This is a genomic window from Mariniflexile aquimaris, assembly GCF_042676825.1.
Lineage (GTDB): Bacteria > Bacteroidota > Bacteroidia > Flavobacteriales > Flavobacteriaceae > Mariniflexile > Mariniflexile aquimaris.
Window position 1 is genome coordinate 657,993 of the sequence record NZ_JBHTIB010000012.1, and the last position, 26,946, is coordinate 684,938.

The following is a 26,946-nucleotide window of genomic DNA, read 5'->3' on the forward strand; positions in this document are numbered from 1 at the left end:
TAGACTAGTCTTTCGAAAAAAGCGTGTCATCATTGGTTATTTAATTTGGGGGAAATTACTAATTTTTTTGTTTTAATGCGTGTTTATAACGGTATTATTATCGGCTGTCACGTCTATCATGCCTTTAATTTTTTTATAAATCTGCACTTTTTTATCAAAACGTTCGTAATCCGAATTATTCGATTTATATTCTGGTATGAGGCGTTTCATCTTCATCACAATATTATTGTTCTGGAAACGATTGGTAATACATAGTTCTTCTATTTCAGATTTTACGCTGGCGTAATCAAGGGCTCTGGTTTTACTAATCATAATCTTTTTATGATAGGTACTCAAGGTATTTTCGCCATTAGCCAATAACTCTTCATATAATTTTTCACCTGGACGTAAACCAGTAATTTTAATATCGATATCCTCTGGGAATCGCAATCCAGACAATTTAATCATGTTCACCGCCAAGTCATAAATCTTAACCGACTCACCCATATCAAAAATAAATATTTCTCCGCCTTTACCCATGGTCCCTGCTTCTAACACCAATTGTGCAGCTTCCGGAATGGTCATAAAGTAACGTGTAATATCTTTGTGGGTTAGTGTTAAAGGCCCACCATTTTCAATTTGTTTTTTAAATAACGGAATCACCGAGCCATTAGAACCTAACACATTACCAAAACGGGTGGTGATAAACTTGGTTTTACTTTCTTTTTGCAAACAACTTATATACATTTCTGCCATACGCTTGGTCGCCCCCATCACACTGGTTGGGTTGACGGCTTTATCGGTAGACACAAATACAAATTTCTTAATATTATAACGCGATGCGGTATCGGCTAATAATTTGGTACCGTTTACGTTGATTTTTATCGCTTCATATGGCGATTTCTCCATCAAGGGCACATGCTTATAGGCCGCTGCATGAAATACCATAGTAGGTTGGTGTTCTTGAAAGATGCCGTCAATGCGCAAGCCATCTCTAATATCGGCCACAATGGCGGTATAGTGCAGCTTTCCAGCCCGTTTTAAGTCTTGCTCTAAATCGTACAAGGCGGACTCTGCCTGATCTACTAAGATTAAATGCTTCACATCAAATTCAGCCAATTGTTTTACCAATTCACTGCCTATAGAGCCGGCAGCTCCCGTAACCAATACGGTTTCGCCATTAAATTCATTTAAAAGATTCGGATTATCGATTTTTATCGGTGGACGCCCTAGTAAATCTTCAATCTGTACCTGCTTCATTTCATGGACTTGCAATTCGCCATTTATCCAACTGTCAATGGGTGGTACTTTCGTAATTTTAACATCTAAAGGCACCAAACTTATTAAGTTCTCTTTTTTAATGTTTTCGGCCGTTACAATAATTTCATCAATCTTCTCGCTAGCTATATAATCCTGATTAATTTTATGTTTCGATAATATAGAAATCCCATTAATCGATTTACCGTTCTTTTTAACATTATCATCAATAAAAGCCACCACATTAAAACGTTCTTTTACATGACTGATTAAGGCATTATAGGTTACAATACCCGAATCGCCAGCCCCGTAAATTAAAACACGCTTCGAACTGAGATATTTACATTTTAAGTGGTTGTACCCCATTTTAAAAATTAATCGACTGGCACTTAACAAGACAAAACTGAAGATGCCATGCATCACAATAATTGATTTCGGAATGGTAAAATCTTTAATAAGCGTCACTTCTCTGTTCACCAATATAAACACCACGGTTAATACGGTCATCAATGAAATGGCCTTAAACAAATTCACCACATCGGTAAATCCAGTATGTCGAATCACGCTTTTAAAGGAGCCAAAGGCAAAAAAGCTGATGCCCGCCACCACAAATACAAATGGTAACTGCAGTAAAAATGCTTCTAAATCGAAATTCAATGTGAAATTAAACCGTATAATATACGATACGCAAAAGGTAAGCAATACGATGCTCAAATCAATGGCCAACACGAGCCATTTAGACGCGTATTTGTTTGAAAGGTAGCTAATGTAATTGTTTATCATGAGTTGAGAGTTTTTAATATGATGTTAAGAATCCGGTCTAAATCATCCTGATTTAAATTAGATCCACTTGGTAAGCAAAGTCCTTTTTCAAATAAGGCTTCAGAGGTTCCATTGGTAAAATACATACAATCTGTAAATACAGGTTGCATATGCATGGGTTTCCATAAAGGTCTGGACTCAATATCATCTTCCAGAAGCGCCAGACGTAATTGCTCACGCATATCGTAGGATGCTGTGCTAATACAGGTAATCCATCTATTGGCATAAAAGCCTTCCGGCTCTTCTAAAAAGGAGATTGAATGGTATTTTGATAAGTGTTTTTTATAAAATTCAAAATTCTGTCTTCTGGCTGCCACACGTGCATCGAGTACTTCCATTTGACCACGACCTATACCTGCCAATACATTACTCATCCGGTAATTAAATCCTATATGTGAGTGTTCGTAATGCGCTGCCTGATCGCGTGCCTGGGTTGCTAAAAAAACGGCTTTGTTTTTTAAAGCTACCGAATCGCAAATAAGCGCGCCACCACCCGAAGTAGTAATAATTTTATTGCCATTAAAGGACAAAATGCCCATATCGGATAAGGTTCCGCAAGGCTTCCCAAAATACCTACTTCCTAAGGCTTCGGCACTGTCTTCTACCACTGGAATACTATATTTCTTAGCAATGGCATTGATGGCGTTGGCTTTGTATGGCATCCCGTAAAGATGCACAGCCACAATGGCTTTGGGTTTTTTGTAATGTGCTATACGGTGCTTAATAGCCTCTTCCAGTAATTCTGGAGACATATTCCAGGTATCTAATTCACTATCTATAAATACGGGCGTCGCCCCTTGGTATCGAATCGGATTCGCAGAAGCTGAAAATGTAAAACTCTGGCATAATACTTCATCGCCTACACCCACACCTAATAATTGCAACGCTAAATGAATGGCCGCGGTACCAGAACTTAAAACTGCCACCTGCTTATTCTCACCTAAATAGGTCTGTATGGCAGCTTCAAAACCATCCACATTAGGCCCCAATGGGGCTACCCAGTTCGTTTCAAAAGCTTCGTTAACAAAGCTTTGTTCCGAACCACCCATGTGTGGTGATGATAAATATATTTTAGTTTTAGTCAGCATGTTTGATGTTATCAATTTATATTACAAATGAGCGCGCAACAATTTAGCCTAGTTCAAAAAAACTAAGATTAATGAAAACATTAATTAACTGTGCTGGGTCCCTCTTTTGTGATTCATAAAACAAAATTTACTTTAATTATAACTTGATATAATTACCACTAAATGTTTTTGAATTCCCCATCTATCAAAAAATAGATGGCTTTCGAGAGTGTGAAAATAAGTGACAAACATTTAATACAATTAAATCAATACTGCTATTAATCAATTCAATTTTGTATTTCTATGGGGTAAATTTAGTAATTGTTTTCTATCAAAGCACGAAGAATAAACTTATTTCGCTAAAACTCTATTTAAAATCGGTTAACGACCATTATAGTTTTATGTAAAGGTAAAACCATGCTATTAATCGGTTTTTATCTGCGATTCGTACTTAATCTTCTTCCTACAAATGGGCTTTTAGTTTAACACCATAAAATATTTAATAAGACCTCATTATGTATCCAACTGAAATTGTTTTAGTATCAACAATACTCTCCAAATAATCGTATATTTCAAATTTAGGATTGTCCCCTTGAGGGGACTTTAGGGGTGTAAGAGCATAAAGCGCCATTAAAAATAAACATCTCATGTTTTGGTCAAACTAAACTAACTATTGTCAAACTAAACTAACTATTGTCAAACTGAACTCGTTTCAGTTTCTAAAAGTTAATATTGACTACATTATCATAGATTCTGAAATAAATTCAGAATGACAAAAGATTAAGCTTTTAAGGAACCTATATAGTAAACCTACCTATCGTCAAACTATCTCTTGTCAAACTGAACCACCTATTGTCAAACTGAACTTGTTTCAGCTACTATTGGAGTTCAAAAACTCGTGATTTGTCAAACTGAACTCGTTTCAGTTTCTAGCCACCTTTATTAAAATCATTGCAAAAACACCCCTAAAGTCCCCTCAAGGGGACAATCCAATATATCGAACTTTAAGTTGAATAGGATGTCTAAAGAAAATAATGCTAACTTCATACTTGTCAAACTGAACTCGTTTCAGTTTCTAACAGGCAATGATGATTACATTTCACATTATAATAGATTCTGAAATAAATTCAGAATGACACGGATTAAGCTTTATATTGTCAAACTGACGAACCATTGTCAAGCTGAACGAACTATTGTCAAGCTGAACTCGTTTCAGCTTCTATTGGAGTTCCCAAAACTCATGATTTGTCATACTGAACTACCTATTGTCAAACTGACGAACTATTGTCAAACTGAACTTGTTTCAGTTTCTAACTACCTTACTTAAAATCATTGCAAAAACACCCCTATAATCCCCTCAAGGGGATATTCGTTCGATTCAATTTTTGAATTATCCTCTAGAGAGTTACGTCAATTTTAATCATTACATTATCGTCTTGAATATTACGTTCGTTTCGATGTTTAGATTGTCCCCTCGAGGGGACCTTAGGGGTGTTTACTAGAGCATAATGAAACTTCCAAAATTCAACTCACAATTTCATTGAAGTTACCGAGCGCAGCTCATAGGGGGTGTAAGAGCATAAAGCGCCATCCAAATAAACATCCCAGGTTTTTGTCAAACTAAACTAACTATTGTCAAACTGAACTCGTTTCAGCTTCTAACACCTAATATTGACTACACTATCAAAGATTCTGAAATAAATTCAGAATGACACAAGATTGAACTTTTAAGCAAAATATAAAGTAAACCTACCTTTTGTCAAGCTGAACCACCTATTGTCAAACTGAACTCGTTTCAGTTTCTAACCTACAATGCTAATTACGTCAACATAGATTCTGAAATAAATTCAGAATGACAATGGATTAAGCTTTTAAGCAAACTATATATTAAATCTACCTTTTATCAAACTATCCCGTGTCAATCCGAACTCGTTTCAGTTTCTATTCACCTTTATTGAAATCATTGCAAAAACACCCCTATAATCCCCTCAAGGGGATATTCGTTCGATTCAACTTTTGAATTATCCTCTAGAGAGATACGTTAATTTTAATCATTGGATTATCATCTTGAATATTACGTTCCATTCATGTTTAGGATTGTCCCCTCGAGGGGACTTTAGGGGTGTATTCCAGAACATTATGGGAACTTACAAAATCAATAAAGATTTCCATTTCAATAACTCTCAAGATAACAATCCATTCAATTTTAAATACTAACTATCTAACAATCTAAAGATCTAACAATCTAACAATCTAACCATCTAAAAATCTAAAAATCTAAAGATCCAACTTTCATCGAACAAATAAGCACCCACATGGTTTTCATCGGAAAAATCGTAACATTGATATAATTAATGCTGTTTCTAATTATATTTTTTCAATCTTTGCTTTGCTATTAATCATACCAAATCAAATGTCACAACAACTACTTAAAACACTTTTAGGTTCTAAAATTCTTATAACTGGTGGCGCAGGTTTTATCGGTTCTAACTTAATTGAAACTTTAGTCGCCCATAATATTAACGTGGTTTGCCTAGATAATTTCTCCACAGGAAAACGAGAAAACATCGAAGCTTTTTTAAAGCTTCCGAATTTCAAACTTATCGAAGGCGATATCAGACAATTAGACGATTGTAGGAAAGCCTGCAAAGGCGTCAGCTATGTTTTGCACGAAGCCGCTTTAGGTTCGGTACCGCGGTCAATTAACGATCCTATTACCACCAACGATGTGAATGTATCCGGGTTTTTAAATATGCTGGTAGCCGCCAGAGATGCAGGCGTAAAGCGCTTTGTATATGCGGCGAGTTCCTCAACCTATGGCGATCATGAAGCCCTTCCGAAGGTAGAAGAAACCATTGGCAAACCCTTATCGCCTTATGCCATTACCAAGTATGTTAACGAATTATATGCCGATATTTTTCATACTACTTATAATTTTGACAGCATTGGTCTTAGATACTTTAATGTATTCGGTAAGCGTCAGGATCCTAATGGCGCGTATGCCGCGGTAATTCCAAAGTTTGTACAGCAATTTATTAATCATGAATCACCGGTAATCAATGGCGACGGGAGCTACTCCAGAGATTTTACCTATATCGATAATGTGGTACAAATGAATCTTTTGGCGCTCACCACAGAGAATCCAGAAGCCCTCAATCAAGTGTATAACACGGCGTATGGCGATCGGACGACCTTAAAAGAACTAGCCAACTTATTAAAAACCTATTTAGCGGAATTTGATGCCTCTATAAAAGATATAGACATCAAACATCGCGAAAATCGTGTGGGCGACATCCCGCACTCCCTGGCATCTATCGAAAAAGCAAAGCGTTTATTAAATTATAATCCCAAATACAATATCAGCGCAGGTCTAAAAGAGGCCGTAGCTTGGTATTGGAAAAACATTTCTTAAAGCTTACATTATAAAATGAAACAAATAAAAAATATTTGCTGTATTGGTGCTGGCTATGTAGGTGGACCTACCATGGCTGTTATTGCTAAAAACAACCCGCACATTACAGTCACTATTGTAGATATCAATGCCGACCGTATTGCAGCATGGAATGATAAAGATTTAACCAAATTACCCATCTACGAACCAGGATTAGCGGATATCGTTAAAGAAACAAGAAATAAAAATCTGTTTTTCTCCACAGATATTAACAAAGCCATTGATCAATCAGAAATGATATTCATGTCGGTAAACACACCTACCAAGACCTACGGAAAAGGCAAAGGGATGGCAGCCGATTTAAAGTATATCGAATTATGTGCCAGAACGATTGCCGATGTGGCCACTACCGATAAAATAGTAGTTGAGAAATCAACCCTACCTGTTCGTACTGCAGAAGCAATTAAAAGTATCTTACACAATACGGGAAATCATATAAATTTCCATATTTTATCGAATCCAGAATTTTTGGCCGAAGGAACCGCTATTAAAGATTTATTAAACCCAGACCGTGTGCTAATTGGTGGGGAGTCTGAAGAAGCTATAGAAAGTCTCGCAAAAATATATGAATCCTGGGTGCCTAAAAACCAAATTATAAGAACGAATCTATGGTCATCAGAATTATCTAAATTAACAGCGAATGCTTTTTTAGCACAACGTATTTCCTCTATAAATGCCATATCAGAATTGTGTGAGCTAACAGGTGCTAATGTTAATGAGGTCTCTAAAGCCATCGGTATGGATTCTAGAATAGGCTCTAAGTTTTTAAAAGCCTCCGTTGGGTTTGGTGGGTCCTGTTTTCAAAAAGACATTTTAAATTTAGTTTATATTGCCCGCTCCTATCATTTAAATGAAGTTGCCGATTATTGGGAACAAGTGATTATTATGAACGACCACCAAAAACGACGGTTCTCAGATCGATTGATAAAGACGTTGTATAATACGGTGTCTGGAAAAAAAATTGCCTTACTCGGGTGGGCCTTTAAAAAGGACACCAACGATACTAGGGAATCGGCCGCCATTTATGTAACCGACCATTTATTGAGCGAACAAGCAACAGTAAGCGTTTACGACCCGAAAGTAAGTTCAGAAAAAATGCAATCCGATTTAAATTATTTGAATACCAGAACGGAAGACGAAAATTTCAATTTAGTACAAACCGTTTCTAATCCCTATGACGCGGTAAAAAACGCGCATGCGGTGGCAATTATGACCGAATGGGATGAATTTATAACTTACGACTGGGAAATAATTTATAAAAGCATGAAAAAGCCAGCTTTCATTTTTGATGGACGAAATATTTTAGAAAAATCTAAAATGGAAGCAATCGGTTTCGAGTATCACGCCATTGGCCAATAAATTATTTGTAAAATTGCAACAAGGAACCCTCATAAACAAATAAACAAATCAACAAATAAACATAACAAAGTCCGTCTGAGCCTGTCGAAGACCCATAAACAAATAAACGAATAAACAAATCAACGAATAAACACCCAAAATGAAAGATATAAAAATTGCCATCATTGGTTTAGGCTATGTAGGTTTACCTTTAGCACGTCTATTTGCTACGAAGTACAGCGTGGTTGGTTTCGATATTAATGAAAAACGCGTCAAAGAATTGCAATCCGGAACCGATGTAACACTTGAAGTTGAAGAAGCGCTTTTAACCGAAGTATTAAAGAAGCATCCCGATACTGAAAACGGATTATTTTGTTCGCATAACATCGAAAATATTAAAGATTGTAATTATTATATTGTTACGGTCCCTACCCCTATCGATAAAAACAACCGCCCCGACCTAACACCCTTGTATAAGGCCAGTGAAACCGTTGGAAAGGTGCTTAAAAAGGGAGATATCGTTATTTATGAATCGACTGTATATCCGGGAGCAACCGAAGACGACTGTGTTCCTGTATTAGAAAAAGTAAGCGGACTTAAATTTAATAAAGACTTTTACGCAGGCTATTCCCCAGAACGAATCAATCCAGGCGATAAATTACACACGGTAGATAAAATCTTGAAGGTAACTGCGGGTTCTACACCAGAAATTGGCATAAAAGTCAATGATTTATATGCCTCTGTAATAACCGCCGGAACCCACCTTGCGCCTACTATAAAAGTAGCCGAAGCTGCTAAGGTTATTGAGAACTCACAACGCGATATCAACATTGCTTTTGTAAACGAATTGGCAAAAATCTTTAATTTAATGGATATCGATACGCATGCGGTGTTGGAAGCTGCAGGCACCAAATGGAATTTTTTACCCTTTAAACCAGGTTTAGTAGGTGGGCATTGTATAGGCGTTGACCCCTATTACCTAGCTCAAAAAGCACAGGAAGTGGGCTACCATCCAGAAATTATATTGGCCGGGCGTCGGGTTAATGATAGTATGGGACAATATGTTGCTTCAGAAATTATTAAATTGATGGTGCAGAATGATATCCGCATTAAAGGTGCTAAAATCCTCAATTTAGGCATCACTTTTAAAGAAAACTGCCCCGATGTACGGAACACCAAAGCGGTGGATGTTATTAACCAGTTAAAAAGCTACGGTACAGAAATAACCGTTTACGATCCTTGGGCTAACCCAGAAGAAGTAGATCATGAATATGGCTTAAAAACAACCAAGAATCCACCCAAAGGAATATTTGACGCGATAGTTTTAACCGTATCGCATAATGAATTTTTAAATATGGATTTAAGATCACTTTTAAGCCCTAATGGCATTCTATATGATGTAAAAGGCGTGTTAAAAGGTAATGTTAATGGAAGGTTATAAATAATTGTTTTAAAAATGATAACTAAATATCTATATAAGAAAATTAAACGCATAGCCCTCTCAGTCTGTGTTTTAACCTTTTTATTCGCCTGTAATAACACAGAGGATACTACTGAAAAAAACATAAATATAGTCTTTCGATTTGATGATTTCAATGCAACTAGTAATACGCAGTTAGAACAAAAAATAATAAATGTTTTTAAGGACAACAAATGTAGTTTCACCATTGCCGCTATTCCTTATGTCGCTGATGGAGACGTTCATGATTCTAACATAAAAAATGTTATTCCTATGACCGAAATTAAAGGCGATATTCTTAAGAAGGGAATTAAAGAAGGCGTCATTGATTTAGCGTTACATGGTTATTCCCATCAAGTGAATCTAAAACCCCTGAATGAGTTTGCAGGTTTAGACTATAATATTCAATTAGAAAAATTAACTAAAGCAAAAGCATTACTTGAAGGCTTAGTGAAAGATTCAGTCACAACTTTTGTGCCACCATGGAATTCATATGATTTCAACACAATTAAAGCATTAGAAACGCTTGGATTTACTTTAATATCTGCTAAAAGCGACAGACCTGGATTAAAAACATCACAGCTTAAATTTGTTCCTTACACCTGCGAATTACCGCAGCTCGAGGAAGCTATAAAAAAAGCAAGAAAAAACTATGATTCTCAGCCAACCATTATAGTTATGTTTCATGCATATGATTTTATAGAATCAAATAAAAGTGGCAATGTTTCTGTTAAAAGCTTTCAAAAATTAATATCCTCTTTAAAGAAACAAAAAGATATTAGTATATTTTCTCTTGAAGAGCTCTCGCATAAAAACATTGATTTAAGCGCAACAAAATATCAAACAACTAATAAAATATTTTTGTTTAACGAATTTATGCCATCTTTTTTAAAAAATGACATATTAGTTAATTACAACAATAAAAAATATGAACTCTTAAAATTAATTTTAACGGTTATTAGCTATTATGTGATTATTTTAACAATGTGTTCTATCCTCTCATTTTTTATCATGCGTTCAATCGGTATTCTAGTGAAAAAATTCTTAAAAGCCGGATTGATTATTAGCATCATTATACCAGTTGTTTTAGTTATTTATTTCTGTTTTTTTGACAGTATAGTTTCTAAGAGAGATTTACTCTTAAGTAGTATTATAATTGGCTTTAGTACAGGGTTTTTAATTTATATAAAAAAAAGTGATCATGTATTAAAAGATAAAAAATTAAAAAACTATTTATGATTCAATAGAAATGTTGACAACAAAGCATGTTCTATTTTAGTCATTGAATTTCTAAAAAATTTATAAAAAAAAATTAACTTATTTATGTCTAGAGTAAGCAAAACGATTAAAAATGCCAAGGTAACCACCTTTTTCTTTTTTATCACTTCAGCTATTGGCTTTTATTCTAGAAGTATTTTTTTATCTCGTTTAGGCGATGATTTTATAGGGCTTACCGCTACCCTACAGAGTTTCTTGTCGTTTTTAAACTTGGCAGAATTGGGTATTGGGTCAGCTATGGCTTTTGCTCTATATAAATCGTTATTTAAAAACGATTATGATCGCTTAAACGAATTATTGACTTTAATTGGGTACCTCTACAAAAAGATAGGGAAAATTGTTCTCTTTGGTGGATTATTGCTTTCACTGTTTTTTCCATTTATTTTTAAAGATACGACTATTTCATTAGTGGTAATTTATTATGTGTTTTATGTGTGTTTGTTTTCAACATTATTAAATTACTTTTTTAATTATTATTTAATTATACTTCAAACCGACCAAAAGGGCTACATCCCTACAGCTTATCTTCAAATTTCCCATATAACTAAAATTTGCCTACAAATTGCAGTATTATACTTTAGTAACAGTTTTATTCTATTTACAACCATAGAACTAATAACTCTAACCATTTATAATATATTAATTCATAAAAAAATTAAAAAAGAATACCCTTGGATTAAATTCTTTAATAAGGGTAATAAGACCTTACTAACTGAAAACAAGGGTATTATAGCTAAAGTCAAGCAAATGTTTGTCCATAGAATATCGGGGTTCATTTTAAAAAGCACAGACAATATTGTTATTTTTTCATTTGTAAACTTGCAAAGTGTGGCATATATTAATAATTACTACATAATAACGGGTAGCGCGGCTGCTCTTCTATCTAATTTTGTGACAGGAACGGGAGCGGCTGTAGGTAGTTTAGTTGCTGAAGATGATAGAATTAAAATACAAAAGGTGTTTTGGGAACTTATGAGCCTTCAGCATTATATAGGGGGACTCTTATTTATAGGTCTTTACTACGGAATTAATCCTGTAATTGGACTATGGTTGGGCGAACAATATATTATGGAACCCCATATTGTAACATTAATTTTAGTAAATGTTTATATTGATAAAATGTGTGCCCCGATTACTAATTTTATTAATGCTTATGGAATATTTCATGATGTTTGGGCTCCTATAACCGAGGGGGTTTTGAATTTACTTATATCGATTGTGTTGGCTTATTACTTTGGCATATCAGGTGTACTAATTGGTACTTTTATAAGTGTTAGTCTAATAACGTTAGGTTGGAAACCTTTTTTCCTTTACAAAAATGGATTTAAAAAACCTGTATTTCTTTATTGGATTGGTTTTTTTAAGCTCTTATTATCTTTTATAGCAGCATTTATGTTATGCAAATTTTTAATCAGCAGTTTTATAAACATCAACCAAGAGTCTTGGATTTTATTATTGGTTTCTTTAACTCAAGTAGGTATTATTATACTGATAGTTTATTCTTCAATAATGTATCTTGTTAATCCCGGGTTTAGAGAATTAGCCACACGAATATTAAAAATAATTATAAATGCCTTTAAATAATCATTCAAAGTGAAACGTAATAATAAAGAAATAATTCCTTGGATTGACGTAATAAAAGGATTTGGTATATTAAGTGTCGTAATAGGCCATATTTTCAATGGAGTAGTAAGTCATATAATGTTTATTTTCCACATGCCTTTATTTTTCTTTATTTCTGGATATTTGTTAAAACCAACAAGTGAGTTTAGTCAGTACTTTAAAAAGAAGGTAGTCCACTTACTAATTCCCTATTTTTGTTTTCTAATTCCACTCTATTTGTTCTTTACAGGATTACCCCCTATTGCATTACAAAGTTTTTTAGATTATATAACTACAATTTTATATGGTGGAGTTAAACTTCATGGGGCTCTTGGTGTTTTTTGGTTTATTACATGTTTGTTCTTAACACAACAAACAATGAACTATCTTATCGTTAAACTAAAAACAAAAATATTAATTTTAATTATTTCAGTCATATTAGTTTTTAGTTACATAAACATGGTTTACTTTCCAAATCTCTACCTGCCCTGGAACGCGCATGTTGTTTTAGCCTCAGCACCCATTTTCTACCTTGGATTTTTATTTAAAAATAAAAATATTAAAATAAAGAATTCTATTTTTTTGCTTATTGGATGTAGTGTAATGATTTTTTCTTATTTCTATCCTGAAAATGTTTACGACATGAAAACAACAAATTATGGAATACCGCTTGTAACACTTTTGTCTAGTATCGTTTTGGTCTTAAACCTCAAAATTATTTCAATTAAGCTGTCAAATTTTAAATGGCCAAAATTAATGTTTTCAGAAATCGGTAAGGCTTCCATGGTGATTATGTATCTTCATCAACCCATTCAGTTCTTAACAAGTTCATATATTTCGGAAAGCCCTCTTTTTAGATTCCTAATTACTATTATAGTTTCTTGCTTAATTTACAGAATATTTTTGAACTTTAAAATTAGCCGTTCATTATTTCTGGGATCTTATCAGGATTTTAAAAAAATTCAAAAATGTTTTTTGAAAAAAATAAATATTTAGTATAACAAATTCTTAATGTTAAAAATGAAAAAATCCTTAAAAATTTTATTTCTAATACCTACTTTTCCTACGTTAACAGAAACTTTTATTGTTAATCAAATTATAGATTTAATGCAACGAGGACATGTGGTGGATATTTTTGCTACCGCAAAATCAAATCAAATCATACACTCCAAGGTAACAGAATATAATTTGTTAAGTAAAACACACTATTTAAATGCCCCTGATTCAATCTATAAAAGAATTGTATCATTTTTTAAAATTCTTAGAAAAACAAACCTAAAAAACGATTTAAAATTAATTTCTGCATTAAATGTTTTTAAATTTGGTCTATCTGCTTTAAAACTTAGCACTTTTTATAAAGTTGCCTGGTTATCAAAAACGAATGACAATTATGATATCGTACATGCGCATTTTGGCCAAATGAGCGATTATTATTTTATTGCTCAAAAATGTGGATTTTTAAAGGACTCTAAATTAGTGACAACATTCCACGGCTATGATATTACACCTAGTGAAACTTCATTAAACAAATATAAATATGCCTTGTTACTTGACCGAAATATGATAGTAACTGTAAATACCGAATTTAGCAAATCACTCTTGTTAAATATAGGTTTTAAACCTAAAAATATTCATATATTGCCTGTTGGGGTTGATACATCTTATTACAAACCTCACAAAAAAAAGTACAACAATAATATCTTAAACATTCTTTTCATTGGTAGAATCACCAAATTAAAAGGGGTTTCAAAGATACCAGAGATATGTAATTATATAATTAACGAAAAAGGAATTAAAAATGTTCAATTTAAAATCATTGGAAACATTCATTATAAGGCGGAAAAAGAATTGCAAAGATTATATGAAACCATTGAAAAATATAATTTAAAAGATTATTTCCAACTTATAGGACCTAAAAATCAAGATGGGATCATTGAAGAAATGAATGCATCTCATATTTATATAATGCCCGGTATTAGAGATTCAGATGGAAGGGCTGAAACTCAAGGTCTGGTAATACAGGAAGCACAATCAATGAAACTACCTGTTGTGGTTACTGATGCTGGAGGCATGAGATATGGTTTAATCGATAACAAAACTGGATTTGTTGTGGAACAGAATAACATTAAAGACTTTGCTTCGAAGCTAGAATTCTTAATAAACAACCCCAAACAAAGAAAATTAATGGGAGAAAATGCAAGAGATTTTGTGAAAAAACATTACGATTCCAAAATTCTTGGAGACCAGTTAGAGCGGATTTATTTTAATGAGTTAAAATAATTTATTTACAATTTTAGAATTATATGAAAGTATCAGTAATTATTCCAACGTACAAAAGATCTAAGTATTTAATCAGAGCTATAGAAAGTGTTTTAAACCAAGATTTTAAAAACATAGAAATTATAGTTGTAGACGACAATGGAATGGGAATACAACAAGAAGAAACAAAATTAATAGTTAAAAAATATCCCGAAGTTAAATTAATAACTTACGATAAAAATAAAGGGGGGTGCTATGCGCGTAACAAAGGAGCTGAAGAAGCTACTGGTGACATCTTAATGTTTCTGGATGATGACGATTATTTTTTTAAAGATAAGGTTAGAAAACATATAGCGCCCTTAATAGAAGATCCTAAATTAGCAATGTCTTTGTGTTATGTGAAAATCACTGACGAAGCCGGAAATAATATAGAAAATACTTTAAAATATGCGAAAGGCGACTCCTTAAAATCGTTTATACTAAACGGACATATTTTTACATTAATGATGGCAATTAAAACCGATATATTCAGGAGTATTGGGGGGTTTGAAAATATCCCAAGGTTTCAAGATCAGTATTTTATGTATAAGTTCTTTTCGTATAATTATAAGGTTGAATTTGTTAAAGAAGAATTATTAGTGGTTGTAGAGCACGAAAATAATAGAGTTTCAAAACAGAACATACAGAATGAATCAATTGCTTTAAATGCTTTATATACTTTTGAAAAAGAGAATTTTAAATTGTTTAACAAAGAAGACCAACGTTTTTTAAGAAATCGACATTTTGAACAAATGGCTTCCATTAGATCTAAAGGAAGTTTTAAAGATAGAATTGCTGGCATAAAATATTTAGTAAAAAGTAATTCTGTTTATGGCTTTGAAAACTCTTCAGAGAAGGTGAAAATTTTAATGAGACTTGCCTTAACTGACAAGTTTTATTATAAACTTAAAAATACATTCAGGATATGATGTTATCAGTTATTTTACCAGTTTATAATGCTGAAAGCTACTTAGAAAAATGTATTGATAGTATTTTAAATCAAACATTTTTTGATTTTGAAGTTATTTTAATAAATGACGGTTCAAAAGACAATAGTAGTACTATTTGTGAATTCTATGCCAGTAAAGACAACCGTATTATTTATATTAATCAAAAAAACCAAGGAGTTGCAATAGCTAGAAATGTTGGCTTAAAAATGGCTAAAGGCAAATATATAGGTTTTGTAGATGCGGATGATTTTATTGATAATAATATGTTTCAAAACATTTTAAATCCTGCATTAATTTATAATTGTGATGTGGTTATTGCCCATTATAAAATATGCAACAAAGGAAAATATATAATTCCTCATACAAATATTCCAGTAAATACTTGTTTAAACAAAAATGAAGTAAAAGATAACCTGTTGAGGTCATACTATACAGGTAGTGATCCAATTATACCTGATTTATGGAATAAAATTTATAAATATGCTTTTATAAAACAACATGGCCATAAATTTCAAATTCAAAAAGGCGTTAGAGCAAGTGATTATTGGTTTAATTTTGATGTTTTTAAAACAGCAGAAAGTGTTTTTGTTATAGAGGATGCTAATTATAATTATAATAATGAAATAAGTAATAGTATTATAAACACTTTTAGAGAAAATCAATTCAATGGATTTTTAGAAGCTAACAAAAAACTTATCAACGAAAATATAAAATTTAATTTTCAAATTGAATACGATAAATTTTATTTGCCTTTTTACAATAATACAAACCAATACATTTTATCAGCATTAAGTTCAAAAGGCTATATTTTAGGCTATAAATTTGTAAAACAAATATTAAAAAACAAAGAGTTTATATGTTGTTTTAGTCATATTAAAAACAAAAAAATTCATTTAAAAATTATCCACGTTTTTATAAAGTTAAGGATGTTTACTTTTGCGTTTTTTTGTTATAGTTTATGGCATTTAACCATTCAAATAAGAAGAAAATAAAAATTAGCATGTCTTTATTATTACAATTATTTAAAAAATATAATTAATATTTTACAAGCTATTAAGCATTACTATGATACCTAAAATTATTCATTTCTGTTGGCTAAGTAACGATGAGTTTCCGCCGGTAATTAAAAAATGTATGAATACCTGGAAAGAAATATTGCCAGATTACGAGTTTATGTTATGGAATACTGAAACATTTAAATTAGAAGATAATATTTGGGCAAAACAGGCATTTGATAGCAAAAAATATGCTTTTGCTGCCGATTATATAAGGTTATATGCGGTTTACAATTATGGTGGCATCTATTTGGATACGGACATTGAGGTTATTAAAAGTTTTAATGATTTATTAGAAAGACCTTATATAATTGGGACCGAAGGTCTTGGAATTATAGAAGCAGGTATCTTTGGAGCCGAAAAAAAATGCCTTTGGGTAAAACAGTGTTTAGACTATTACACTGGTAAAACATTTATTAATAAAGATGGAACTTATAATACATTAACCTTGCCTAGAATTATGATGGCTCAAATTTCAAAGGTTAGAACCATTAAAGAAATACATCCTAATAATTTAACTGTAAGTGAACATAAAAAAGATAATAGCATACTATTTATGTTTCCAAAAGATTTTTTTTGTGCCAAAGACCATGGTACTGGCATTATTAAAAAAACAGATAACACCTACAGCATACATCATTTCGCCATGTCTTGGGTACCAAAAAAAACGACACTTTTTCCAAATATAAAACGTAAACTAATATCCATTTTTGGTGTTCGTATAATAAACGGTGTCATAACGGTGTTGGGATTAAGCAAATTAAAAACTTTTTTTAAGAAGTAATATTAAGATGAAAATTATTTATTATACAGATCAAATTTATTTGCATGGTGGCTTAGAACGGGTATTAGCAAACAAGCTGAATTATTTTTCTAATAATACCGACTTTGAACTTCATGTTATTACCTTTCAACAAAAAAATAACCCACCCTGTTATACGCTGCCAAAAAATGTTCAATTACATGATCTGGATATAGATTACAATCGAACAATAAGCTTTCTTAATCCTTTAAATCTTAAACTTAGCTTGCAGCATTATTTACGGTTAAAAAGAAAAATTAAGTTCATACAACCCGATATTATTGTAATTTGTAATTATGAATTTGGATTTTATTTTATACCACTAATCGCTAAAAATGTAATTAAAATTAAAGAATTTCATTCGTCTAAACATTTTAGCTATATAGAACAATCAAAAAACAGAAACATTTTAAAAACTATCAAATATAAACTAGCTGATTATTTTGAATCTAAATATGATTATTTAGTACTCTTAACAACAGATGAACTTAAGTATTATAAAGGAAAAAATAAATTAGTGATACCAAATGCTATTACAAAAACAAACTCAAATGGAGCTAATTTGATAAATAAAAAAGCTATAAGTGCTGGAAGGATAGCCCCAGTTAAGGGTTTTGAATATTTAATAAACTCTTGGAAACATGTAGTTGATGAATGTCCTGATTGGACTTTAAATATCTATGGAGAAGGAGAAGAAGATTATGTAAAAAAACTACAAAATCAAATTAATTCTTTAAATTTAGGTAACCATGTGTTTTTAAATGGCTCTACAAATGATTTAGAAAGTAAAATGTTGGACTCATCTATCTATGCAATGACATCCTTAACAGAATGTTTTCCAATGGTTCTATTGGAAGCTATGAGTTGTGGATTACCTATCGTTTCCTTTGACTCTCCAAACGGACCTAGAAATATTATAACTAACAATGAAGATGGTGTTATTGTAGAATATTTAAACGAAAAGCTTTTAGCAGTAGAAATGATCAATTTGATTAAAGACATTGATAAACGTAAAATAATGGGGCAAAATGGCAGAAATAATATCCTGAAATTTAGCGAGTTGAATGTAATGTCTAAATGGTTAGAATTGTTTAACTCAAGGCTTTATAACAAAAAAACATAACCTGTTTATTATGACAATTGCATTTGTAATTAATTCAGAAAAAATAGACTTTTATCTATTTAAATGCCTTGAATATATTCATACAGAAATAGAGAATGTAAAAATTACTCTATATTTTGAAGAGCCTATAAAAAAAAACGAATTCAAATTTAACTGGTTTGTTAAATTGGTTGATAGCAAATTCAATAATTTTAGGTATGATGCATTTAATAGTATTGAAAAAAACGATTTAACTAAAAAATTGAATGTAAAAATTGTTACTAAAATTGATGAATTAAAAATTCATGATATAATTATTTTAGAAAATAAATATGTTAATGTAAGTCATTTAAAAAAATTTACAAAACTGGGGTTTATAACGCTCTATTTATCCGAAAAACTTGTTATTAATGATTTGTTGTTCAAAAAGTATATTCGCTTAATAATATTATATCAAGATATAAACTCAACAGAATGGTCTGTTATTGGTCTTGAAATGTTAAAAAAAGAAAAAGGTATTAAAAATTGTTTAACAAAGTTATCCTTTTACTTTGCCATTTACTTAGCTAAGATTTTAAGACAAAATACATTGGATAAGCATTATAATAAAATTAAACCCCAATCCAATGACTTTATTAATCAATTTCTCTTAACATTATATTACTTAAAATTAGCAAGCATAATTTTAAAACGAAAGTTTTCAAAATCAAGACTTAATTGGAAAATTGGAATTGAACATAATGATGAAATTAAATTTTTAAAACAACCACAACATTCATTTTGGGCAGATCCTTTTATTATAAAACATAAAAATGAATACATTATTTATTTTGAGGAGCTAAAGAAAAATGGCATTGGAAGAATTTCATGTTTAGTCTTAGATAGTGATTTTAATATTTTAAAGAAAAGAGAAATCATAGATAAAGATTATCACCTTTCTTTTCCTAATGTTTTTAAAGTTGAAAACAACTATTTTATGATTCCTGAAAGTAGTCAAACTAATTCATTACAACTTTATGAGTGTATCAAATTTCCATTTGAATGGGAATTTAAAATGAATCTAATAAGTGACATCAAGTTACTAGATGCAATATGGATTTTCCATGATAATATGTATTGGATTTTAGCGAATAAAATTGATGGCTTTGAACATGAAAATAATGAGCGTTTATATATTTATTACTCAAAGGATTTATTTTCAAATAAATGGACACCTCATAGTAACAATCCTGTAATTACTAATGCAAGTTTAGCTCGGAATGCAGGCCAAATTTATTTATCCAACAATAAAATGTATCGTATTTCTCAAAATTGTAGCGAGACTTATGGCGGGAATTTAGTTGTAAATGAAATTACTGAATTAACTATTAATAAGTATTCTGAAATTAAAATGAATGAAATATTACCACCCAATGGCATTTTAGGTAAGCATACCATGAATTCCTGTGATGATGTTACTGTTGTAGATTTATTGTTTAAAGAATAAATAAAATTTAAAATAATTTTTTTCAATGAAGAGAAATAATTAATAGAAGCTTTATAACCAATATAGCTTGATTCTAAAAAGCAAAAAAGTTTAGAAACTTTTTTTAAATAAGTTTAACATGATGAAATTGCCAAATGAATAATTAAATCAGTAATAAAACTAACTTTTTATATTTAAATTTTACATTTTATTGGGCTACAAAAAAATAAAATATCAAATAAAGATTTAATAATAAAAACCTTGAAAGTGCAATTAATTTTAGAATGATTTATGATTGATTTTATCCCTTTAGAATATTATTATGATATTTATATCAATATTTCATTATTTCTGGTAATGGCTAATATGCTTCATGCCTACACTGTTGATTTAAACAGCCAAAAAAATTTAAATTTTTTAAATGTAGCCGGTTACTTCATTTTATTTTTTCTTATCCTTTATATAGGACTACGGCCTGTAAGTGGTAGATATTTTGTAGATATGGCAATTTATAATATTCAGTTTAATAATTATAGCTTTGGAGCTAAAGTAACAACAACAAAAGATATATATTTTGAGTATTTTATGAAATTTTTATCAAATTTCATGACTTCACATGGTTTTTTTTTATTGATGTCCTTTTTATATATCTTTCCTTTATATTTAATATCAAAAAAATATTTCAAGCAATATTGGTTTTATTCCTTTTTGATTTTAATTGTTTCATTTTCTTTTTATAGCTACGGAACAAATGGCATAAGAAATGGTGTGGCAACATCTTTATTTATTTTAGGCTTATGTTTTCCAAAAAATAAAATAAAAATTTCTATCTACTTTATTTTAGCAGTTCTTATTCATAAGTCTATGATGCTTCCCATTGCGGCTTATGCTCTCACATCAGTTTATAACAACCCAAGAACCTATATAAAAGCCTGGGTTTTATCTATTCCAGTTTCTCTAGCTATGGGGTCAGTTTTTATTTCAATTTTTTCAAGTCTTGGTTTTGACAGTCGTCTTGCTGGTTATATATCTGGTCAGGGTGAATTAGATGATGTTATCCAGGTGGGATTTAGATGGGATTTTATTTTCTATAGCTTTTTTGGTGTATTTGCTGGATGGTATTTCATAGTTAAAAAAGGGTTTCATGATACTCTCTATTTTAAGATTCTTAACATGTATCTAATTTGCAATTCTTTTTGGATTTTGGTAATTCGAGCAAACTTTTCAAACCGTTTCGCGTATTTATCTTGGTTTATTATGGGGTTTATTATTATTTATCCACTATTAAAACAACAGTTTTTTAAAAATCAACAGTTAATTATTGCTAAAGTGATATTTGCTTATTTTATGTTTACTTATTTAATGAATGTGATTTATTACGGTATTATTAAACCTTATCAAGAAAAGCAAAAGATGCAAGACCCTCACAATATTGCTTATAATTTAATTGCTACTGAGTCAAACCTTTATTTAGATTCAGATTATTTAGGTCTGAAGATTCCGCCTAACATATTCCCTAACTATAGCAAAAATTTGGAGATAAAAATTACTTAGGAATTATAAGGCTTTATTTTTACAAATCTGGTAAGACTTAAAATATACACTATTTACTTATAACCTTAAAAAAGGTAAATATAATTATAGGTGTTTTATTTAATATTTTTAGATTATTAAATCTTTATTATGTTCAATGAAAAAAATTAGTATTATTATTCCAATGTATAATGTTGCAAAGTACCTTGAAACTTGTGTAAACTCCGTAATAAATCAAGAAATTGAGGAAAAAGATTATGAGATTCTTATGATAAATGATGGGTCAACTGATAACAGTGAAGAAGTTGCTAAAAGTTTAGCATCAAGAACTCCCTGTATTAAAATAATTTCACAAAAAAATAAAGGTTTAGGGGGGGCTAGAAATACGGGTATTGAAAATGCTACAGGAGAATTTTTAATTTTTTTAGATGCTGATGACGTTCTTTTTTATGGAAGTCTAAAAAACTTAATTCAAATAAGTGAAAAAGACAAATTAGATATACTTGAATTCGGTGCCAATAAAATAGATACAAACGGGATAGTTTTGTCTACTATACAAAAAGACAGTCATGGGAATATTTTTAATGGGATTGACTATTATAAGCAAATAAAGTATATGGGCTCTGCCTGTAATAAAATATATAGAAGACAATTTTTATTAGAAAATAATTTGTGGTTTTTAGAACATATTTATGGGGAAGATTTTGAATTTAATACACGCGTTTTATTTTTTACAAACAGAATTCGTGCCGTTTCACTAATTGGGGCAGAGTTTCTTCAAACTACAAGTTCCATAACTAGAAGTACTGACAAAGCCTCTAAAGAAAAATATCTAAGAAGTTTTATCATAATTTTAAAGAATATTGTTTCCTTTAAAAATGATGAAGTTAAACACCATGACCATAGAATTGAGGATTTTTTTTTAGAAAGGCTCACATTAACAAACATCGATATTTTTTATATGATGTTTAAACATGATTTTACGTTTAAAGAAATGGAAGCTATAAAAAATGAGCTCAAGGAAAATAACATACTGTTTTTAAATAATAAAGTTGCAGACAAACAAAAAAACTTATTTAGAATCATCATATCTAAAGCCTTTTACATTTTAAAATCGTTAATTTTTATTAAATCGCTCATAAAAAATAAATTATAAACATGAATATCATAGAATACATTTCTTTAAAAATTCCAAGGATTGCCTATATGGAATATTTAAAAGTGAAGAGAAAAAGTAAAGCATTCAATAAAAAACAAACAGACAAAGCCTTAATCATAAATTGTTCTAATCCGGAAATCTACCACAGATACTTCTATGGATTAATTAAATTTTTTTCTATTGAAGGCTACACCATTTATTTTCCCACCTTTAATTTTAAATATTTTAAGCATAATGTGCATACTAAATACAAATCACCATGGAATCAACATCAGTTAATCTATCAAGAAGGGCTAATATGCTTAGAAGAGGCGCCAAATAAATCAAAAAATAGTATTGAACTTAATGAAAACAATTTAAATCCTGATTATTTTACCTGTTATTTTAAAACGGATATAATTAAAACAAATAGTTACCATATACCAATATCCATGCATCCTAAATTTTATAATAATAATTATTGGGATAAAGAAGTTAGTTACTTATCTAAGAGAAAAAGATCAATTTTCATGGTAGGAAATTTTGGCAGTGCCTTTTATTCAGGATATTCAGCTACGCCTTTTAATAGTGATGGCAGAATAGAAGTATTTCAACATTTAAATAAAGAAAAGATACTAAGGGAATTTAATACAAGAATTGAATTTGATGATTTCTTAAAAAGTAATGATGATGATAACGTATGTATAATTTTAGATTCAAATAAAATTCGCATTGATATAAGTGAATTGCGAGAAGTATTAAACAATTTTTATTTTTATTTAGCACTGCCTGGTTCTGTTATGCCATTTTCACATAATATTATTGAAGCTTTGTCGGTTGGCTCGATACTTATTATTCATGAAGAATATGCGAAAATGATGTCGCCAGAATTAAAACATTTAAAAAATGCGATAATATATAATGATTTAGAAGACCTAACCAACAAAATCAATTTAGCCTATAATTTAAATGAAAAAGAGCTATTTTATTTAAGAGACAAGGCCAAAGAATACTATAATTTACATTTAACGCCTAAAGCTGTGGTAAATAAAATTGTTACTGGAAATTATGACATGATGTATTTACTTGCAGAACATCTCAGTGTTGATATTTTAGAGAAGAACCTTAAAAACGAAGGTTAACTGAATTAAGACACTTTCAGAAGTAATCGAGTAATCAATATTTAATAAAAACAGTTCAGGTAATTTTAAAAAATTCCCTTAATATTTTTTTTCAAGTCTGTTTTTTGTATTTTCATTTTAAACAAGTCATATCTTCTTATCTTGATTTTTATGAATTGCATTAAAATCATGCTGCTTTTTCTAATATTTCTTGCACATGCTATTTTGAAAAATTATTTAAATGTTGAAAAACAAAACGACAGATTCTTTAACAATATATTAAATAGCTAGTATTATATTAATTTTTTATCTGATTCTATAATTGCTGGATAGGGTGGGCAAAGTGAGCCACTTGCGGCGGATGAAAGTGAGCATAGCAAAGTAAGAGCTCAAAACCGATTCATTTGTGGTTAAATTTAGTCTTTATTTTTCAATTTTTTACGCATCGATTCTCCTTTAATATCGATTCTGTGTGCATTATGTACAAGGCGATCCAAAATGGCATCTGCGATGGTTTGTTCTCCTATAATTTCATGCCATGCTTCTACTGGTAATTGTGAGGCGATAATAATACTGTGTTCTCCATGCCTATCTTCAATGATTTCCATAAAGGAGTGCCTATTTATAGCATCTAAAGCTTTAAGCCCAAAGTCATCAATAATCAGTAGGTCTTGTTTTTCCAGTTTATTGATTTGCTTTAAATAAGAGCCATCTGCTTTTGATGTTTTGAGCATGGTAAAAAGTTTGTTGGTGTTATAATACATGACCTTATATCCCAATGAACACGCCTGATGACCGATAGCTGATGCCATATAGCTTTTTCCAGCCCCTGTACTTCCCGTGATAAGGATATTCTGTTTTTGCTTTATAAACTCACAGCTAGCAAAGCGTTGTATTTGATTTTTATCTAGTTGTCTTGAAGCATCAAAATCGATAGCTTCCATAATAGCACTGTACCTAAATCGCGCCGCTTTTGTTAACCGTTCTATTTTTCTGTTTTGACGATCATCCCATTCGCTTTGGAGCAGATATGCGATGAGTTCATCATTGGTGTAGTTTATACTTTGTGGCGATAAACTGCTGTCAAAGGCTCTGTACATACCGTATAGCCTTAGTTGTTTCATGTGTTCCAATGTCTGTTTATTCATTGTTTTTTGGTTTTAATTTATTTGTAATAATGACTTCCTCTAATGTTACTATGATTTGGGACCTCAGGTTGGTCTTCGATGTCTTCATCTAAGGTGTCCCAACCGTTTTTAAGAATACGCTCTATAATATTGTAGTTATGAGCACCATAGTCCAATGCACGCTTGCAGGCATTATCCAATCGTGTATTGCCTACCTTTTTAGTGAGGTGCAATATGCCCAGACATGATTTATAGGATTGTTCTGGGTGTTGTTTCTTTTCTAATATGTTAATGATTAGTGCCTTGCAATGTTCACCAACCTGCTCTGCCCAGGCAATGAATTTTTCACTGCTCCACTCGCTGATAAAGCGGTGATGGGAAGGCATGTGTTCCTTTATCGTGCTATACCCATATTTTTGCTTGTTTCTTGGATGGACTGTAAGCAGTTCCTGTTGGTAGAACATCTCTACGGTGCTATCTGAGTAAACCACTTTAATACGTTTGCCTATATGATGATAGGGCAAACTATAATAGTGTTTGTCCTTACTAAAATAAATATGGCTGTTTTTATGAACCGTTGCATTAGCGTAGCGTTTAATCTCATAGCGTTTTGCTGGCAATGGTTTAAGCTGATGTTTTTCAATCTCTTCAAATAACGAATAGCGAGAATATTCCCGTCCCCTAAAAGAGGTGCTGTTATGGGTTTTAAGAAATTCTAATATGGCTTTATTCAGTGCAGCTTTAGTATGGAACGTTTGGTTGCGCAATGGCGCAAAGACACGTGTATATATGATACGCACGGCATTTTCGACGATGGCCTTGTCCCTAGGTCTGTAGGCTCTGGTTGGAAGTACTGCCGTTTCATAATGCTCAGCAAAATCTACAAAAGTTTCATTTACTTTTGGTTCGTAACGACTGCTTTTGGTAACTGCTGCCCTCAAGTTATCAGGTACTAAAGCCTGTGGTACACCGCCATAAAACCAAAGTGCGTTTTCTATACAAGCTATAAAATCTTCTTTCTTTTGGCTCTCACAGGCTTCAACATACGTGTATTGGCTACTGCCCAATACACAGACAAAGACCTCTAGATCTTGTATCTCGCCTGTGTAACGATCTACTATGGAAAGCTTCTTGCCCGTAAAATCAATGAAAAGTTTATCGCCCGCTTTGTGTGTAAAATGCATCACTGGAGACACTTCTTTAACCCACTCCCGATACCAATACCTAAATTGGGAAAGTTTGTAGCCATCTGGATGTTTGGAAACGTACTCTTGCCAGAGCAACTCTTTGGTTACGCCCGTTTTACGCAGTTCTTTGTCAAAATAGGGAAAATACGTCTCTAGGGTCAATAGTTGCTGGCTCTTACCTTTTTGGTCGGTTTTAAAAAGTCTGTTCAGCTCCTCGAGCGTCATGGCGGACACTTCGTAATCGGTAAGCCGATAGCGCTTAAAAAAGTCAATGTACTTAGTGATGGTATTACGCGACAGCCCTGTGATTAGGCTTATTTGGCGCTTACTGATTCCTTCAATGTAGAGTTTGAAAATCTGTTTTATTTTTCGCATATCTATTTGTTTGTTGGCCATAATATCTTTTTATAAAAGATATTTAAAGCTTTACAAATAGAATCGATTTTTAGTGGTTCACTTTCGTCCGCTGTAGGTGGTTCACTTTCACCCGCCGCACTATGCTCAATTTAATCCGCTGTGGGTGGTATACTATGCCCGTTTTTTGCAATTGCAATAAACCGATATTAATATCCCTAAAGGAGTTAAATAATAAAGGAGTTAAATTAGGAATATCATAAATAGCCGGATCCTACCTAGTTTCATAGATTAATTTTTGTTATCAAAATGAAACCAAAATAATTCTTGCTATTAATCTTCTAAAAAAGGCTAATTATAAAATATATTCCCGATCAAATTCTTCGAAAAATACAACTAATCAAAAAATAAATATGAAGGAAAAAAACGGTGTTATTATATTATAAGAAACTAATTTATTTTATCCATATTACTTGGAATAAGATACTTCTTATTTAAATTAGTATGGAGCTTAAATATTCTCAAAAGAATTAATTAAACCAATAAGACAAAAAATTAGCG

At 31.4% G+C, this 26,946-nt stretch carries 19 protein-coding genes; 15 read left to right on the forward strand and 4 right to left on the reverse strand.

The window, feature by feature from the left end; genetic code table 11:
- Positions 1 to 72: 72 nt before the first annotated feature.
- Together ACFQ0I_RS10920 and ACFQ0I_RS10925 are read right to left on the reverse strand one after the other, a co-directional pair.
- A complete protein-coding gene (locus ACFQ0I_RS10920) occupies positions 73 to 2,019 on the reverse strand; it encodes a polysaccharide biosynthesis protein (RefSeq protein WP_379942201.1) in 1,947 nt (648 codons plus the stop codon).
- Complete coding sequence (locus ACFQ0I_RS10925; RefSeq protein ID WP_379942203.1) at positions 2,016 to 3,146, reverse strand: DegT/DnrJ/EryC1/StrS family aminotransferase; 1,131 nt, start codon at positions 3,144 to 3,146, stop codon at positions 2,016 to 2,018. Before ACFQ0I_RS10925 ends, ACFQ0I_RS10920 begins: the two co-directional genes overlap by 4 nt.
- Before the next feature lie 2,392 nt (positions 3,147 to 5,538).
- Between ACFQ0I_RS10925 and ACFQ0I_RS10930 the strand changes: the two genes are divergently transcribed.
- From ACFQ0I_RS10930 to ACFQ0I_RS11000, 15 genes are all read left to right on the forward strand, one after another.
- The gene (locus ACFQ0I_RS10930) at positions 5,539 to 6,537 is read left to right on the forward strand and encodes an SDR family oxidoreductase (protein WP_379942205.1); all 999 of its coding nucleotides are present in this window, start codon (positions 5,539 to 5,541) and stop codon (positions 6,535 to 6,537) included.
- 15 nt (positions 6,538 to 6,552) lie between these two features.
- Positions 6,553 to 7,935, forward strand: a complete 1,383-nt coding sequence (locus ACFQ0I_RS10935; RefSeq protein WP_379942207.1) for a nucleotide sugar dehydrogenase — start codon at positions 6,553 to 6,555, stop codon at positions 7,933 to 7,935.
- Between the two features lie 139 nt (positions 7,936 to 8,074).
- Positions 8,075 to 9,355 (forward strand): nucleotide sugar dehydrogenase, encoded by a 1,281-nt coding sequence (locus ACFQ0I_RS10940; RefSeq protein ID WP_379942209.1) that lies wholly within the window; start codon positions 8,075 to 8,077, stop codon positions 9,353 to 9,355.
- A gap of 15 nt (positions 9,356 to 9,370) precedes the next feature.
- Entirely contained in the window at positions 9,371 to 10,612 is a 1,242-nt protein-coding gene (locus ACFQ0I_RS10945) for a DUF2334 domain-containing protein (protein ID WP_379942211.1), read from the forward strand.
- 84 nt (positions 10,613 to 10,696) lie between these two features.
- Positions 10,697 to 12,235, forward strand: coding sequence for a hypothetical protein (locus ACFQ0I_RS10950; RefSeq protein ID WP_379942213.1), 1,539 nt, complete (start codon positions 10,697 to 10,699; stop codon positions 12,233 to 12,235).
- A gap of 9 nt (positions 12,236 to 12,244) precedes the next feature.
- Positions 12,245 to 13,249: an acyltransferase family protein gene (locus tag ACFQ0I_RS10955; RefSeq protein ID WP_379942215.1), complete on the forward strand. Its 1,005-nt coding sequence runs from the start codon at positions 12,245 to 12,247 to the stop codon at positions 13,247 to 13,249.
- A gap of 24 nt (positions 13,250 to 13,273) precedes the next feature.
- Positions 13,274 to 14,533 (forward strand): glycosyltransferase, encoded by a 1,260-nt coding sequence (locus tag ACFQ0I_RS10960; protein WP_379942217.1) that lies wholly within the window; start codon positions 13,274 to 13,276, stop codon positions 14,531 to 14,533.
- A gap of 23 nt (positions 14,534 to 14,556) precedes the next feature.
- On the forward strand, positions 14,557 to 15,480 hold the full coding sequence (locus ACFQ0I_RS10965; RefSeq protein WP_379942219.1) for a glycosyltransferase family 2 protein: 924 nt from the start codon (positions 14,557 to 14,559) through the stop codon (positions 15,478 to 15,480).
- Positions 15,477 to 16,493, forward strand: a complete 1,017-nt coding sequence (locus tag ACFQ0I_RS10970) for a glycosyltransferase (protein WP_379942221.1) — start codon at positions 15,477 to 15,479, stop codon at positions 16,491 to 16,493. The genes ACFQ0I_RS10965 and ACFQ0I_RS10970 overlap by 4 nt, the downstream gene beginning before the upstream one ends.
- 73 nt (positions 16,494 to 16,566) lie before the next feature.
- Entirely contained in the window at positions 16,567 to 17,340 is a 774-nt protein-coding gene (locus tag ACFQ0I_RS10975) for a glycosyltransferase family 32 protein (RefSeq protein ID WP_379942223.1), read from the forward strand.
- Between the two features lie 7 nt (positions 17,341 to 17,347).
- A complete protein-coding gene (locus tag ACFQ0I_RS10980) occupies positions 17,348 to 18,481 on the forward strand; it encodes a glycosyltransferase (RefSeq protein WP_379942225.1) in 1,134 nt (377 codons plus the stop codon).
- A 10-nt stretch (positions 18,482 to 18,491) separates the two neighbouring features.
- The gene (locus ACFQ0I_RS10985; RefSeq protein WP_379942227.1) at positions 18,492 to 19,946 is read left to right on the forward strand and encodes a glucosamine inositolphosphorylceramide transferase family protein; all 1,455 of its coding nucleotides are present in this window, start codon (positions 18,492 to 18,494) and stop codon (positions 19,944 to 19,946) included.
- 270 nt (positions 19,947 to 20,216) lie between these two features.
- On the forward strand, positions 20,217 to 21,479 hold the full coding sequence (locus ACFQ0I_RS10990; RefSeq protein ID WP_379942229.1) for an EpsG family protein: 1,263 nt from the start codon (positions 20,217 to 20,219) through the stop codon (positions 21,477 to 21,479).
- Between the two features lie 136 nt (positions 21,480 to 21,615).
- Positions 21,616 to 22,614: a glycosyltransferase family 2 protein gene (locus ACFQ0I_RS10995; RefSeq protein WP_379942231.1), complete on the forward strand. Its 999-nt coding sequence runs from the start codon at positions 21,616 to 21,618 to the stop codon at positions 22,612 to 22,614.
- Between the two features lie 2 nt (positions 22,615 to 22,616).
- Entirely contained in the window at positions 22,617 to 23,738 is a 1,122-nt protein-coding gene (locus tag ACFQ0I_RS11000) for a hypothetical protein (RefSeq protein ID WP_379942233.1), read from the forward strand.
- Positions 23,739 to 24,133: 395 nt separating this feature from the next.
- Here the strand turns inward: ACFQ0I_RS11000 and istB are convergent, their stop codons facing one another.
- Complete coding sequence (gene istB / locus ACFQ0I_RS11005) at positions 24,134 to 24,865, reverse strand: IS21-like element helper ATPase IstB (protein ID WP_379942235.1); 732 nt, start codon at positions 24,863 to 24,865, stop codon at positions 24,134 to 24,136.
- Positions 24,866 to 24,882: 17 nt separating this feature from the next.
- A complete protein-coding gene (gene istA, locus ACFQ0I_RS11010) occupies positions 24,883 to 26,427 on the reverse strand; it encodes an IS21 family transposase (protein ID WP_379942237.1) in 1,545 nt (514 codons plus the stop codon).
- Between the last annotated feature and the right edge of the window lie 519 nt (positions 26,428 to 26,946).

Coding starts and splice junctions, on each gene's coding strand:
- ACFQ0I_RS10920 (WP_379942201.1), bottom strand. CDS start 2,019: ATGATAAACAATTACATTAGCTACCTTTCAAACAAATACGCGTCTAAA.
- ACFQ0I_RS10925 (WP_379942203.1), bottom strand. CDS start 3,146: ATGCTGACTAAAACTAAAATATATTTATCATCACCACACATGGGTGGT.
- ACFQ0I_RS10930 (WP_379942205.1), top strand. CDS start 5,539: ATGTCACAACAACTACTTAAAACACTTTTAGGTTCTAAAATTCTTATA.
- ACFQ0I_RS10935 (WP_379942207.1), top strand. CDS start 6,553: ATGAAACAAATAAAAAATATTTGCTGTATTGGTGCTGGCTATGTAGGT.
- ACFQ0I_RS10940 (WP_379942209.1), top strand. CDS start 8,075: ATGAAAGATATAAAAATTGCCATCATTGGTTTAGGCTATGTAGGTTTA.
- ACFQ0I_RS10945 (WP_379942211.1), top strand. CDS start 9,371: ATGATAACTAAATATCTATATAAGAAAATTAAACGCATAGCCCTCTCA.
- ACFQ0I_RS10950 (WP_379942213.1), top strand. CDS start 10,697: ATGTCTAGAGTAAGCAAAACGATTAAAAATGCCAAGGTAACCACCTTT.
- ACFQ0I_RS10960 (WP_379942217.1), top strand. CDS start 13,274: ATGAAAAAATCCTTAAAAATTTTATTTCTAATACCTACTTTTCCTACG.
- ACFQ0I_RS10965 (WP_379942219.1), top strand. CDS start 14,557: ATGAAAGTATCAGTAATTATTCCAACGTACAAAAGATCTAAGTATTTA.
- ACFQ0I_RS10970 (WP_379942221.1), top strand. CDS start 15,477: ATGATGTTATCAGTTATTTTACCAGTTTATAATGCTGAAAGCTACTTA.
- ACFQ0I_RS10975 (WP_379942223.1), top strand. CDS start 16,567: ATGATACCTAAAATTATTCATTTCTGTTGGCTAAGTAACGATGAGTTT.
- ACFQ0I_RS10980 (WP_379942225.1), top strand. CDS start 17,348: ATGAAAATTATTTATTATACAGATCAAATTTATTTGCATGGTGGCTTA.
- ACFQ0I_RS10985 (WP_379942227.1), top strand. CDS start 18,492: ATGACAATTGCATTTGTAATTAATTCAGAAAAAATAGACTTTTATCTA.
- ACFQ0I_RS10990 (WP_379942229.1), top strand. CDS start 20,217: ATGATTGATTTTATCCCTTTAGAATATTATTATGATATTTATATCAAT.
- ACFQ0I_RS10995 (WP_379942231.1), top strand. CDS start 21,616: ATGAAAAAAATTAGTATTATTATTCCAATGTATAATGTTGCAAAGTAC.
- ACFQ0I_RS11000 (WP_379942233.1), top strand. CDS start 22,617: ATGAATATCATAGAATACATTTCTTTAAAAATTCCAAGGATTGCCTAT.
- istB (WP_379942235.1), bottom strand. CDS start 24,865: ATGAATAAACAGACATTGGAACACATGAAACAACTAAGGCTATACGGT.
- istA (WP_379942237.1), bottom strand. CDS start 26,427: ATGGCCAACAAACAAATAGATATGCGAAAAATAAAACAGATTTTCAAA.